The organism is Mucilaginibacter pocheonensis (assembly GCF_031456535.1).
Taxonomy (GTDB): domain Bacteria; phylum Bacteroidota; class Bacteroidia; order Sphingobacteriales; family Sphingobacteriaceae; genus Mucilaginibacter; species Mucilaginibacter pocheonensis.
On record NZ_JAVDUU010000003.1, the window covers coordinates 622,546 to 636,497 of the forward strand.

Genomic DNA, 13,952 nt, shown 5'->3' on the forward strand with positions numbered 1-13,952 from the left:
CAATTTTAACATTTTTTAGCAGGTTTTCTTTTAATTTAAAAAGTCTCAATTAGTTAAACCACAAAGCGTTAAAATCAATAATATGCTTTAAAAACGGTTTTATATTTAACAAAACAGCCCGCTTCTCCATTGAATAGAGAAGCGGGCTGTTTATTATCATAAAGATACAATTTTTTGATAAAACAGGCAAATTCAATAACCTGTTCCGCTTTTATAATTGCTATTTACAACGCCAGGTATTTTTCTTTTATAATATTAATATGGTGCAGTTCATGCCCGGCTATGTGGTAGGCCAAAGCCCTTACTGTGGCATCATTGGCGGTTCCGGTGCCATGCCCCATCCGGCCAAAGGCATCATCGGGCAAGCCGTTGAACAAGGCGATGGTCGATCTTCTTACCGCTTCATATTCTTCAAAAATATTATCTAACGGTCTGTTATCAGCATCCGAGTAAATGGCATAAGCGTCCTGGTCAAAACCGATCAGGTTATTTTTTTCATTGCGCGCAAAACGCAGGGCCCGGCAAGCAAAAATCCGTTCATCGTCAATAATATGCACCAGGGTTTCTTTGATGCTCCATTTACCGGGCGCATAGCGGTGATACAGAACATTTTCGGGCAACGAATATATGAGTCGCTTTACCATATCAAAATTATCCTGCAGGTGCTTTAGTATCAGGCCGTCTGCGGGCAGCAGCTTCATATACATAATGGCATAAGGTGGGTACTCGCCGGGTTGTGGTGGTTGTATTATTCTCATTAATTTAATAATTATAATTCGACAACCTCAGGGTCTCCCTGCAAGGGACCCTGAGGGGACAAAAGGTAAAAATTCGGTATTGGATATTCGAAATTCATTATTAACCGGCTTCTTCTTCCGGGACCTTGAGAGAACAAAAGATGATCGCCATGTTTCAGTTACTCCATACAACAAATCCCAAATCGAACATCCCAAATCCAAAATTAAAAATCACACATTTCCCCATCCCAATGCCAATACATCGGCCAGGTGCATGGTTTTTATAGGCAGGCTGTTTTTGTCGATATAACTTTGCAGGTGCAGCAGGCATGAGGCATCTGTTGATATGATAAACTCTGCCCCGGCTGCCAGCGCGTTATCAACCTTTTGCTGGGCCATAGCGGTTGATATGCCATCAAACTTAACCGCAAAGGTACCGCCAAACCCGCAGCAGGTTTCATTATCTTTCAGTTCAAGTAGTTCGAGCCCGAGTACTTTGGAAAGCAGCTGTCTTGGTTCATTCTTTATTTTGCATTCGCGCAAACCGGCACAACTGTCATGATAAACAGCCTTACCATCCAGCTCGGCTCCGAAGTAATCAAACTGCAGTATGTTCACCAAAAAATCCGAAAGCTCGTAGATATTGCCTTGTATGCTGCGGCATTTGTTATGTACCGCGGTATTGGTAAACAGGTCGTTATAATAGTTTTTAACCATACCTGTGCAAGAGGCCGATGGTGTTACGATCACGCTGTCGTCCGAAAAATCGTTCAGGAACTTACTGCCCACCGCTTTGGCATCGTCCCAAAAACCGGCATTAAAAGCAGGCTGGCCGCAGCAGGTTTGGTTAGGATTAAAACTAACGTTGCAACCCGCTTTTTCAAGCACTTTTACGGTATTAAAAGCAGTATCCGGGAATAACTGGTCAACAAAGCATGGTACAAATAACTCTATCTTCATCTCTTACACAAATTACACGGCGCTAAATTCAGTATTTTTCTTAATGTTTTTTTCTGCCGAAAGCAAAGAAAGCAATAATATCATCCCCACTATAAAAAAACCGCATAGTGCCAATGCCGAATTGCGCATGCTGCCGGTTAACTCTTCAATAAATGCAAAACTGAACATACCTCCTACTATAGCCAGCTTTTCGGTAACATCATAAAAGCTAAAGAACGATGCCGTATCCGGAATGTTTTGAGGCAGGTACTTGGAATAGGTTGACCTTGAAAGCGACTGTATACCACCCATAATTAAGCCTACCACTATTGCCAGCATGTAAAACTGCGGAACAGTAGTTATAAAATAAGCGGCAATACAAGCCCCAACCCATATAATAACCACCATGAGCAAAACTTTTACGTTACCGTAAACTGCCGATAAACGCGACATTAAGGTAGCCCCGCCTATGGCCACAAGTTGTATGATCAGGATGATCTCGATAAGGCCGCTTGTTTCCATTTTTAATACTTTGGCCCCAAAACTGGCGGCAACCAGCATAATGGTTTGAACGCCCATGGAGTAAAAGAAAAATGCAGGCAGGAATCTTTTTAATAGTGGCATGGTTTTAACCTTTGTCCAAACTTTGCGCAGTTCAATAAAACCGCCTTTTATAATATGCTGGTGGTGGGTTTGGGCGTTAGGGCTTCCTTTGGGCAATACAACAAAGGGTATATAGGCAAACGCTATCCACCAGATGCCTACCAATAAAAATGACAATTGGGCAGCCTTTCCGTTGCTTAGGCCAAATGTTTTGGGCGAAAGCACAAAAACCAAACAAATTACCTGCAAAATAACGCTGCCAATATAGCCGTAGGTAAAACCTTTGGCACTTACTTTATCCTGCATATCAAGGGTAGCAATCTCGGGGAGATAGGAATTATAAAAAACGAAACCGCCACTATAGCCAATAGCCGCAAGGGCAAAGCAAATGATACCAAACTCCAGGTTATCGGCCCCAAAAAAGAACAGGCCGCAGCACGACATAGAACCCAACCAGGTAAAAAACTGCATGAATATTTTCTTATTGCCCCTATAATCAGCTATGGATGATAATATGGGCAAAAGAAAAACCATGATAAGATAGGCCGCTGCAAGCGCGTAGTTGGATAAAGCGGTATTGATAAAGCTTTTTCCAAAAAATGTTACCCTGTCGCCATTTTTGTCATTTGCCGTAATAGCCACATAATAGGCAGGAAAAATGGTTGAAGTGATGACCAGGTTATAAGCCGAGTTGGCCCAATCAAACATAGCCCAGGCCCTTATGGTTCTCTTATTGTTTTTGATTTCCATTGAACAATAAAAGTATGCAAATTTTGGTATTTGCAAAATCGACGACTATCGTATTTTAAGCGCGTGTTAATTTTAGTACTTATGGAAATAAGATAAACAAATAAGGACACATCCCCGGGGGGATAAAAGAGCCTGTGAGGACACAGGTCCAGGTAGAATAGCATATCCTGTGATCCGTGCCCCACGGATCACTTAAGTAAACAAGCAAAAACACCGACCCTGGGGATAAAAGAGTCTGTGGGGACACAGGCCCGGGAAGGATAGCATATCCTGTGATCCGTATTCCTACGGATCCCATAAGTAGTGAACATTGTATTGCAAATAGTAATTTTGCGCGTGGGTTACCCGTTAAAGTGTAGCCCAATAGATGAATGCGCTAATGGCATGGTTTGTGGGGCGAATTCCACAATATCAGTATGTTTTTAACTATGAATGAAACCAGAACAACAAATACTTCACAAAATACATACCTAACGGATAACACCGGTGCGAGGGACTTGCTTTTAAAGGCAAATGCGGCTCACGGGGGAAATAAGCTCGACAAGATCAAAACAATGCGCTTTTCGGCCGCTATTATGGGCGTAAAAGCGATATCATATATTGATATTCCTGACGACAGGATGCGCATAGAACTTTGGGATAACAACACCATGACCTCTATTGAACAATTAGAGGCTGATAAAGGCTGGCGCTGGTTTAATAATACCAAAGCACCAATGCCTGTTGAACGGGTAGCGGAGATGAAAAGCACGTTTTATTCCGGCTTGCTTGGCCTGCGAAAACCCGCTATAAATAAAATGGAGGTAGTGAACATGCAGCAACTCAACAGCATATACTCCGTTTTGTGCAAGCTTGATGGTAACGATTATATTTTTGCCATAAATCATCAAAACCAGCTTGTGGCCGAAGCTAATAAAACATCCGGCAGAACTTCGGTATCGGTTTTGTCAGACCTGCGCACGGTAAACGGCATCGTAATCCCTTTTAATGAGGTGGTAACTACAGGCATACAAAAACTTGGCATCCAATATGACAGTTTTGAGATCAATCCGTCATTTAACGCCGACAGTTGGGACGAGCCTGCCAGCATATAGAATAACCCTGATACAAAAAAGCCAGGGTTATAGTTAACCCTGGCCTTCTATACAGAAATATACTAATTATTTAGCGCTCCATTTTTGCTGCAATAGTTTTATATAGTAGCCCCCTACCACACTGCGGGCCTGAAAGCCTACCTGTTTACCATTGGTTGTTTCATGCCAGTCACTCAACGGTACCCGGGTTGGGGTTTCCATAGCGTATTTATAAACCGGGTTGGCCAGGGCCTCAAAATCGGCACGGTCTTTTGCCAGGGTAGCGGTCCATATGATCCAGTCTGATTTGGTATAGGTTTTACGGCTGTCAAGCGGTAAGCCAAATTCTTTTTGCTTGGTAAGGTAATATTTAATCTCGCGGTCATACACAGACTGCGGGAACAGGTTTAAACCCAATATCTTGTCCCAAACTATGTTATACTTCTGGCTCCAGGTATCTTTTTTATCAAATACTAAAGAGTAATGATCGCCGGCGTCGGCCATTTGCATCCACTTGGCAACCATTTCTTTGGCTATGGCTTTATACTTTGTTGCCACAGCTTTTTGGCCAAGCAGATCGGCTAAATGCGCGTAGCAGCCAATACCAACAATAGCCTTTGCCGATAAGTTGGCGTTGCGCGCCAGGTGGCCAGCAAAGTCGTCGGTACATAACTGGTTTGCCGGATCAAGGCCTTCTTTAACTAAATAGTTTGTCCAGGTGGTTAGTATTTTCCAGTGTTTTTTGGCATAGGCCGGGTTATTACCGTTAGCCCTTACTATTGCGGCGGTTAATGCCAGCATATTACCCGATTCTTCAACCGGCATACCCTCGCCATAGGTTTGGCCGTTGGCCAAAGGATAGGTACCCAGGTCATGTGCTGCAAAATCATGTGCAAACTTGCCGCTTTCGCTAAAATAGAAGATACCGTTAAGCATGCCTTCCATCAACTCGGGGTTATAAAGCAGGAACAAAGGTGCCGAAGGGTAAGTAACATCAACCGTATTGATGGAACCGTTGCTGAAATTCTCTTTTGACAGAAACAAGGTTTCGCCCTGCGGGCTTTTTACCAGCGCATGAGCCGATATGCTTTGACGATAAGCCAAAACACATAGTTTGGCATATTTTTCGCCCCCGGCATTTTGAGCATCTTTATACATGGAAGCATTGAAAACGGCACATTTTTTTAATACTACAGGGTAATCCAAGGCCGCTTTTGCAAGCAATTGTTCAAAAGTATTGGTTTGCGCGGTCTTCCACCAGGGTTTTAAATTGGTATGAAAATATTGAACGGGGTTAATATCATCATAACCTAACTCTATAAATTTTTCAACCGCGGTTTTGCCTACAGCGCCAAATGGTATCACCGTATTTAACGCCACACCAGTTCCCTCTTTCACTGTCGACCTGCTGTTCCCGCTAAAAAATAAATCAACCGCCTCTTTATTACTGCTCACAAATTGTGTGGCTTTGGCTGTTTTGGGCACTGCAATGTACATGTATCCCCAATCAATACGCAGGTCGTCGCCTCTTTTTTGCAGCATGGGTTGCTCAACAGTACCTGCTTTTAAAATGGATAAGGTATTGCTTGATGATTGTTGCGTGGTTACTTTTTGGTCGGGCGTGTTGCGGGCAATATCGGCCGATGCGCTTAAATAAACCTTCACATCGTGCGATTTACCGTCGTTTGACTTTACCTTATAAGTAATATAGGATACCGGTCTTGATAAAACACTCAGATTATTCATCAGCAGCGGCGAGGTGAATGTAAGCTGCAGATCGGCTTTGCCGCATTTAAAGTTATAAATGGTTTGTGTAGCGTTAAGGGTTACACTTGTTTGTTTTGCTGTTTGCAGGGCATCATGTCCGGCTGGTTTTAGCTCATCGGCCAGGCCTGCATCAAGCCAGGCTCCTCCGCCTGTATTGGTACAATGCAGGGCCAGCACATTTTCGCCTTTTTTTAATTTGCTTATCGCTGCATCGCTAAGCGTAAAATATTGCAGGTCGCCATTGGCGCCGCCCTGCTCGTTTATTTTTTCGCCGTTAAGGTAAACCTCTGCCTCATCATCGTGGTGCAGCCTGAGCGAAAGTTTGTTAAGGTTAAGATCGTTAATGGTAAAGGTTCTGCGCACCCAGATGTCCCTGCTTGTCCACAGCGTTTTAGCTGCTGATTTATCGTCACTAAACGGCGCTGTACCGGTTTTCCAGTTGTTGTCGTCAAATTTAGGATCGGCCCAGTCTTTAGCCGGTTCGCTTTCGGTAAACTTACAGGTGTAAGGTGTTTCGTTAGCGGCTGCCAAAACGGTTTTATGTTCAACCGGCTCTTTACCCATAAAGCGGTAAACGGTGCCATCAACCTTTATTAAGCCCAGTAACGATTGGTCTTTACCTGTCCAGTGGCGTGTGGTTGACTCGCTCAGATCATCAGAGAATGACCAGATACTAAAATAAGGATTGTGGGTGATAAGTGGATAGGCCGGCGCTTTTACAGCCTGTGCCCTCGCAAAAAAACCGGTTAGCAACAAACCGGCAACTAATGGAAACCTTTTCATGTGTTTATAAGTGGTTAATACAATACTACAAATTACAGCGCCGTAAATATTTGTATTTTCTTTGTAAAACCACCCGGCATTTAAAAAAAGCGTCGAATTGACGATTAATTGATACGATATGTAGAAGGATGTGCAGATTTCAGACAGCGCATTTATTTAAACAGCTCAAAACTATATTGGGCAACACTCCAAAACTCGTCGAGGGCAATTATCCGTGGCTTAAAAAATGAAATGAGCGCGGGCCAGTGGTCGCGGTTAAAAATACTTACACCAGGCATGGTCTTTACTATACGGCTAACGGTTTTTCCGTTTTCGTCATGGGTGTGCAGTTGCCATTCCCACTCTTCGTTAAGACTGGTATGCAGCACGTTTTTTAATTCCTTAAACTGCTCAAAAATTAGTTCCTGTATACCGGCATCGGGGTGAGCAATTTCAATAGCAATGTATGCCGACCGGTTATCGGCCTGCATTTTAAAGTTCAAGTGCTTTATACCCGTTTTATAATTTATCCAGTTTGTTTTCAGGCCGTCGGCGGATAACTGCGGGGCTATGTACCGCCCAAACGCGGCCCAGAATGCCTGCCTCATCTGTGATGCCTGATCTTTTGAATACAATTGTTTGTTTGGATTAATTATCTACAAGGCATCAAAATTAGGAAAAATACCGGTAGCGCCGCTCAGCAAATGAATAAGAATAAGGACTATGATTTTAATAATTTGGTGCTGGTCATTCATGGTTTAAATTGAAATGTTGTTTTATAATGTTAAAATGAGATAAAAAAAGCAGCCTGTTCCCGGGGCTGCTTTTTTGAGCGTAAACAGCGTTTAATATCTATCCCAAAATGCAGGTGGCTCAATACCCAGCGTACGCAGATATACATAGCTTTGCGCCCGGTGATGGATCTCGTTATCAATAAAGTAAAAAATAGTATCAACAATCCTTCCCTCATAGGCGCCAAAAGCCGCCTCTACCTGCAAAAAACGCTGTGGCGAAATTTGCGGCCAGGCCTGGTTGATCTGCTCGGTGACCTGATCCCATAACTGCAAAGCCTGATCTTTGGTTTTTACCGGCGACAGTCCTGAGGCATGATCAAGATCATGGATGGCTTTCCATTTACCGGTAACAATACCATCCATACCATCATTGGCCATATCCATGATCTCGATAAGCATTTCGCCAAAAGGGCGCATCCCTCCCACTGCATAGCTGAATAATTTATCCTCCGGAAAAGCTTCAATAACTTTCCTGGTTAATTTACGGTGCCCCTGCCAGTGGGTTAATAAAGCTTCCGGCGAAATGATCTGCTCTGAAGCGTTTATTTCCTGATCAATTGAAGTTGTTTCCATGGTTCCTGTTGTTTTTTGATTATAAAACAAAGAAACTGATGGGCGATGACAACCCTATGTCAGCAGGAAAAAAGAAGGTTGGAAATAAATTTTAATCGTCTGCTTCTTTTGCTTCACTTACGAAAAATCGCTGTTTATAGTATTTCAATATATCCGTCCGTCCCATTTACGCGGATCCGCTGTCCGTCTTTGATCAGCCTGACAGCATTCTCCACTCCTACAACTGCGGGCAGGCCATATTCGCGCGCGATAACCGCACCGTGAGTCATCAGCCCACCCACTTCGGTAACCAGACCTTTGATGGATACAAATAGAGGTGTCCAGCTGGGGTCGGTAAAGGGCGTGATCAATATATCCCCGTCTTCTATATCCGCATCTTCCATGTTCAGAATGACACGTGCCCGTCCTTCAATAACGCCGGAAGAAACAGGCAGCCCTACAATGGCATCGGCCGGGATATTTTCACGGTTGTACCTTCCCGAAACAGTTTCACCATCAGACGTGATCACACGTGGCGGATTTAGTTTCTCATATGATCTGAACTCTTCTTTTCGTTGGCTGATGAGCTTGTAATCCAACTTATTTGTGCCTACTACCTGGCGAAACTCTTCAAAACTAAGATAGAATATATCCTCTTTTTCATGAATAACACCCGCTTGCACAAGCTGCGCGGCCTGTTTGAGTAAAGCCTGCTTATAAATGAAAAAATGACTGACGATACCGTACTTAGGATATTCGCGATAACCGGCAAGATTCCGAACCAGGTCGATCATTCGTTTTGTTTCTTTCGCTTTCTGTTCACCATCCGGTAATTGCTTCAATTTATCTAATAAATCCTGCTCTTTTTTTAAAGATTCCTGCCGGCCTTGCTCAAATTTCTGACTGGCGGCGCCAGGCTCAAGGTTTTTGATATTTGTAAGAATGATGGGCACAAGCGTAATAGGCTTTTCGCTCCAGCGGGTTCTGGTAATGTCAATTTCGCCGGCACACCGCATGCCGTATTTTTCCAGAAAAGCATTGATAGCATCCCTGGTTTCCTGTCCGCCATCAAATTGAACCAGTTCATCTAAAAAGTCATCATTCTTTGTCTGTTGCAAATAGTTGATTACCTGAGGGTAAGGGCGAATTACATCTGCGACGTTTAATAGCGCGAGCCCCATTTCGGAGGTGACATTGTTAGGCACGGATTGAGAAATGGTGTCAGCTACGTTTTTTTCGCCTAACCACAGTTCTATTTTTTCATTAATCCATGAGGCCGCGTTCATACCAGTCATAATTACGCCCATGTTTTGCTGCTCACCTATACTTTTCTTTAACTCCTGGATGTTGTTCAGGATAAAATCAAACAGATCCGGTCCGGATTTGGTCTGGATGTTTTGTTTTAATGCCGCTATTGATGTTTGACTATGCCCGATCAGGTCAGAAACGACTGCCGGACCGTATTCGTTTAATGCCTCATAGTTCCGAAGCGGCGCAATTTTATTACCATTACCCGGGCTGGGTTCTTTTTTATCATCCGGTGTCGATTTTATAAAATTTCCCCGCTCCATAACGGTGGTTAACGCGTCTTTTACAAGCGGATCGAATTTCCCCAGCGTATTTATTATGGTATCCCGACTACCGGGTGAAGCCAGCATCTGTGTAACATCAGCGAACAACCGTCCACCGGCTATACGCATGTGTGCAGGCGTTATTAAGAGCCAGCATGACAGGCCTAACGGTTTCATGGCATCGGTCATCATTTGTTGATGACCTACAGATATGTAGACATGGTTCTCCTCATCGTCTGCTACAGGGATGGGATATAATGTAGTGATTGGCCTGCTTTGGACAATATAAAATGTATCGCCGGCCAAACACCATTCGATGTCCTGGGGACTGCCGAAATGCTCTTCTATCTTCCGGCCGATGCGCTCAAGCTGTAGCATCTGCTCGTCTGTCAGTACCTGCATTGTCTGCTGTTCCGGTTCTATTTCCTGTGTTATCGTGCCGCCGCCTTTTACTGCATTAATAGCCAGTTTTTTAGCAGATACTTTTTTATCAGTGATCCTGCCTTCCCGAATTTTATAATTATCCGCGTTCACCAAACCGGAGACCAGGGCCTCGCCGAGACCGAACCCAGCATCAATAGACAACACTTTCCTGTTAGCAGTGACAGGGTCGGCGGTAAACAAAATACCTGCCGCCTGCGGAAAAACCATCTTCTGAACAACCACAGCGAGGTGGACCTTACGGTGATCAAAATCGTTTTGAATGCGGTAAACTACTGCCCTATCGGTAAATAGCGATGCCCAGCACTTGCTGATATGTTTTAGGATAGCTTCTGTTCCAATAATGTTCAAATAGGTATCTTGCTGACCTGCAAAGGAGGCCGTGGGCAGGTCTTCGGCAGTGGCACTTGACCGCACAGCAAAAGCATCTTTTTCGCCAAACCTGGTGATATAATCCGCAATCTCTTTGGCTATATCCCCGGCAATGGGTACCCCTTCAATGGCCATACGGATTTTTGCGCTCACTTTGCTGATGTTCTCCCGCTCTTCTGCCTTAAAACTCGCTAATTCGCTCAGCAAGAGGTTAATCTTCTGGTTATCTTCAATTATCTTTTTATACGCGTCGGTGGTAACGCAAAAGCCCCCGGGCACCTGGATGCCCTCAATTCCGGATAGTTCGCCCAGATTAGCGCCCTTGCCCCCTACAGCCATAAACTTAGATCTGTCGATCTCCTGAAAACAAATTACATTTCGAGATATCATAATAATGGTTTTTTGAGATGTGCAAAACCAAAAATATAAGGTAAAACGCATCAAAATGCGGTTTTTCAACTATATTTTTTTTCGCGCAATAATGGTGGAAGTAAGGGCGTTATCTATACAAACAAAGGGGTTAGCAAGCGGTTCTATGTGCTAACTTTTGGTGCCGGTGAGAGACCGGTTTTTGTTTTTTAGAGAGGCTCCAAATCAAGTTTATCTTCCTTATAAATTATTAGCGTTGGCGCAGTTAGTCTGCCCACTATTCCTATACCCGATATAGTCCGTGGATAAAAGTTGATGCGGTCATAAGACTGGCCGAAAGCTTAATAACAAAGCAGGATTATTGTTACACCTGGTTTGGTGTTTTAGAGAAGAGGAAGACTTATCACTATAAGTTATCCATCAATATTACATTAAATTTATGACCGTCGGGATCGGCAAAGGCAAAGCCATAATAATTGGCTTCATCTCGCCCCACTTCCTGAAAAATATTGCCGCCAGCACTTTTAACTTTCTCTGCCCATTCGTTCACCTCCGCCTCCGTATCTGCGGCAAGCGTAAAAATAATTTCACTGGTAGTTTTTGGTCCGGGTGTTAAATAATCATCTATTTTTGAACCCTCTTCAAAAAAATGAATCACGAGATCATCATCACCAAAAATAAAGCTGGCTAATTGGGGGTAATTGTTTGGCTGATTGGGTGTGAAACCCAATTGTGTATAGAACTGATTGGTGCGTTTTGCATCTTTTACACTAAAATTAGCCCATATTTTTCTCGCTTTCATATTGTTTAATTTTGAACAATACAACAACAGCTTTCACCTAAAAGTTTTAAATAAAAGGCAACACCTATTTCTGAGTTGCTGGAATATTTTATATCTCCAGTATTTCGCCAAATCCTAAAGTTTTGGCAGCTTCATTTATATACCATTGCTGTCCGATATTAATATATTTTTCAATTCCGGGCGATTTTAAAAATCTTACCGTTACCACTTTTGTTTCTCCCGGTTCTATTAATTCTTGATCATTAAATTGGATGTCGCCGATATAGGTTTTTAAATTTTTTAAATCGGCGGGTAACTCAAATGCGTGGTCAGGCCTGTAACCCGATTTGAAACCAAATTGTCTGCCACCATCTTTCGTGGCTTTCATTGCGATTTTTGCTTTTACTATAATTAAACTTTCTACATTCACAATGATTTAGTTTACTATAGTTTCCACCATTTATCTTTTCTTATTAGTTGTTTTAAACTTACTGATTTGCTCGGTTTAGGTTTGGTGTTTTCAGACTCTAATTGCCTTTCGATCATATAATTCATTTTCCAGCCTGAAGTAAATGAGGGTTTAAATAAGTATCCTTCACCAAGATAATTTTTTACATCATACTCAATATCAATGACCATATTACCAACAACTTCATAGATATCAGCATAATCCTTAAAATATAGATCGGGCATATACCATGTAACTTCTACCTTGTCTTGCCAACTGGCAAAATTGCAAACCAGTATTTCCGACTCCTGAAAATCATTAATAATTGGCTTAGTTATCTGATTAAGCCTGGTCGTTGCCACTAAATTGTACGCTGTTTCAGGATTATTGTCTGTCGCTAATACCACAGCTCCACCGTAATTGCCATTATGCATTCTGAAAGTTAAACAATCACCTATTGTAAACACCGGCGTTTTTAGTTTGACTTTTTTTCTTGGTTTTGCTTTCGGTCGGTCGCTTTTTAATTTTTCTAAAAACTTTTCAAGAACTACTCGACGTTTTTTAATGTCATTTTCGGTAGCCCCAAGATTAAGCCAAACATTTAGCTCATCACCAGAAGAAATAATATCTTCTATTTTTTTTAATATTTCGACATCGAGGGATTTTGTTTCCCATTGAGCTAATCCAATAGCAAACCAAAGACTGTTACGCTCTTCTTCAATTTCTGAAATCTCCCAGTTCCTTTCAATTATATTTTTTGAGATTTTACAGGGATCGCCTCCTTTATTGTACTCATCAAAAAACTCGCTATAAACATCTGTGAATGCATCGTTGTCTTTTATGCCTGTGCCCCAAGTTCCCATTTATGATTATCCCTTAAGATAGTTTGTGAATCGTTTTATGCATTTCAAATATATGCATAGAAATACCCCATTGTAACGTATTTTTCGATATTAACGCAATACCAGATACATAGACAAACTACATATTAGATCAGGGATTTAAACTGTTGTATGCAAAAAAGACCAGCAAAAAATAGCTGACCTTAAAATAAAAACTGAAATTTCACAGGAAGAAAAGCGATCGTACTGTTTTCATATTGAAGAGTGAGCCAAGCCTAATTTATAATATTCCGCATCAGTAAGAATATCCATTCAGTAATTGTCTCAGCAAATAAAAATTATTTGATATACTCAATAAATGACTGTATTCAACAGGCAAACCTATTAAAAATCCAGCCCAGCCAATACAAAGCTGGGCTGGGTTTTATTGTTTTGTAAGCATAACCGTCCGAAGTCGGAGACGTTCGGACAGCGCATAAACCTTTTGCCGCATACTGAAACTCTACGGACAGCGGGGATACTTTCTTTCCAATTCTTCTAATATCAATTTTATGATTACCTGTTAGTGTTTCGTCGATAGAAGTAAGTAAATATTCTACCCGATCATCTTTGACTGAGATAAACCAATCGAAATAGACTTTAGCTTGTTTGGTGTTCCACAGCTTCGCTTTGATATTTGCAACTTCGTCTGGCGGTTTAAAGAAAATGTAATCTTTCATATCGTTAATGATTAACAAAGGTATTCCTGCTCCTTTTAGTGCGTTTTGTAACGGTCTTGTAGGGCCTGACCCACTTATACCTTGAAAAAAACTCCATTGTGCAGAATTGACTCCATTACCTGGTGTATTTACTAATACAACCATAAATCAGACAGCGTAGCATTGTGTCACGTTATCCGATTTATAACTCTTAGTTCACCCTCAAAGCCATTCGGCAGTTGATTGAAAAAACTTAATTGTAGAGGTTTATTTTTTACGCTCATTAATGATTCATTATATACTTAAGCTTTGAAAGAAACTGTTCAGTTGTGGTAAATTTAGCATCTGGTGTCAAATCAAATCCCGAATTATCATCAATAATTAAACTAACCCCGGCAAAATTGGATTCAATTTGGATAACATAAAATAAATTATTGTGCCATATGTCCACCA

12 protein-coding genes are annotated in these 13,952 nt (G+C 42.0%); 1 reads left to right on the forward strand and 11 read right to left on the reverse strand.

All coding sequences use genetic code 11. The annotated features are described in order from the left end of the window. Positions 1-224 precede the first annotated feature (224 nt). The 3 genes from J2W55_RS16050 to J2W55_RS16060 form a co-directional block, all read right to left on the reverse strand. The gene (locus tag J2W55_RS16050) at positions 225-758 is read right to left on the reverse strand and encodes a DinB family protein (protein ID WP_310097657.1); all 534 of its coding nucleotides are present in this window, start codon (positions 756-758) and stop codon (positions 225-227) included. Between the two features lie 210 nt (positions 759-968). Beyond that, positions 969-1,697 (reverse strand): (Fe-S)-binding protein, encoded by a 729-nt coding sequence (locus J2W55_RS16055; protein ID WP_310097661.1) that lies wholly within the window; start codon positions 1,695-1,697, stop codon positions 969-971. A gap of 12 nt (positions 1,698-1,709) precedes the next feature. Then, positions 1,710-3,029: an MFS transporter gene (locus tag J2W55_RS16060; protein ID WP_310097664.1), complete on the reverse strand. Its 1,320-nt coding sequence runs from the start codon at positions 3,027-3,029 to the stop codon at positions 1,710-1,712. A gap of 428 nt (positions 3,030-3,457) precedes the next feature. Here J2W55_RS16060 and J2W55_RS16065 point away from each other — a divergent pair, with 428 nt between their 5' ends. Next, on the forward strand, positions 3,458-4,123 hold the full coding sequence (locus J2W55_RS16065; RefSeq protein WP_310097667.1) for a hypothetical protein: 666 nt from the start codon (positions 3,458-3,460) through the stop codon (positions 4,121-4,123). Positions 4,124-4,189: 66 nt separating this feature from the next. Here the strand turns inward: J2W55_RS16065 and J2W55_RS16070 are convergent, their stop codons facing one another. The 8 genes from J2W55_RS16070 to J2W55_RS16105 form a co-directional block, all read right to left on the reverse strand. Further along, positions 4,190-6,652 (reverse strand): glutaminase family protein, encoded by a 2,463-nt coding sequence (locus tag J2W55_RS16070; RefSeq protein ID WP_310097670.1) that lies wholly within the window; start codon positions 6,650-6,652, stop codon positions 4,190-4,192. 152 nt (positions 6,653-6,804) lie between these two features. Further along, positions 6,805-7,266 (reverse strand): DUF4268 domain-containing protein, encoded by a 462-nt coding sequence (locus J2W55_RS16075; protein ID WP_310097674.1) that lies wholly within the window; start codon positions 7,264-7,266, stop codon positions 6,805-6,807. A gap of 210 nt (positions 7,267-7,476) precedes the next feature. Next, positions 7,477-7,998 (reverse strand): DinB family protein, encoded by a 522-nt coding sequence (locus tag J2W55_RS16080; protein ID WP_310097676.1) that lies wholly within the window; start codon positions 7,996-7,998, stop codon positions 7,477-7,479. A 134-nt stretch (positions 7,999-8,132) separates the two neighbouring features. Continuing rightward, positions 8,133-10,751 (reverse strand): phosphoenolpyruvate synthase, encoded by a 2,619-nt coding sequence (gene ppsA, locus J2W55_RS16085; RefSeq protein ID WP_310097678.1) that lies wholly within the window; start codon positions 10,749-10,751, stop codon positions 8,133-8,135. Positions 10,752-11,136: 385 nt separating this feature from the next. Continuing rightward, entirely contained in the window at positions 11,137-11,532 is a 396-nt protein-coding gene (locus J2W55_RS16090) for a VOC family protein (protein WP_310097681.1), read from the reverse strand. Positions 11,533-11,620: 88 nt separating this feature from the next. Beyond that, positions 11,621-11,941 (reverse strand): EF-Tu C-terminal domain-related protein, encoded by a 321-nt coding sequence (locus J2W55_RS16095; protein ID WP_310097684.1) that lies wholly within the window; start codon positions 11,939-11,941, stop codon positions 11,621-11,623. A 14-nt stretch (positions 11,942-11,955) separates the two neighbouring features. Then, entirely contained in the window at positions 11,956-12,822 is an 867-nt protein-coding gene (locus J2W55_RS16100) for a hypothetical protein (protein WP_310097687.1), read from the reverse strand. A 347-nt stretch (positions 12,823-13,169) separates the two neighbouring features. After that, complete coding sequence (locus J2W55_RS16105) at positions 13,170-13,520, reverse strand: hypothetical protein (RefSeq protein WP_310097691.1); 351 nt, start codon at positions 13,518-13,520, stop codon at positions 13,170-13,172. Positions 13,521-13,952 lie beyond the last annotated feature (432 nt).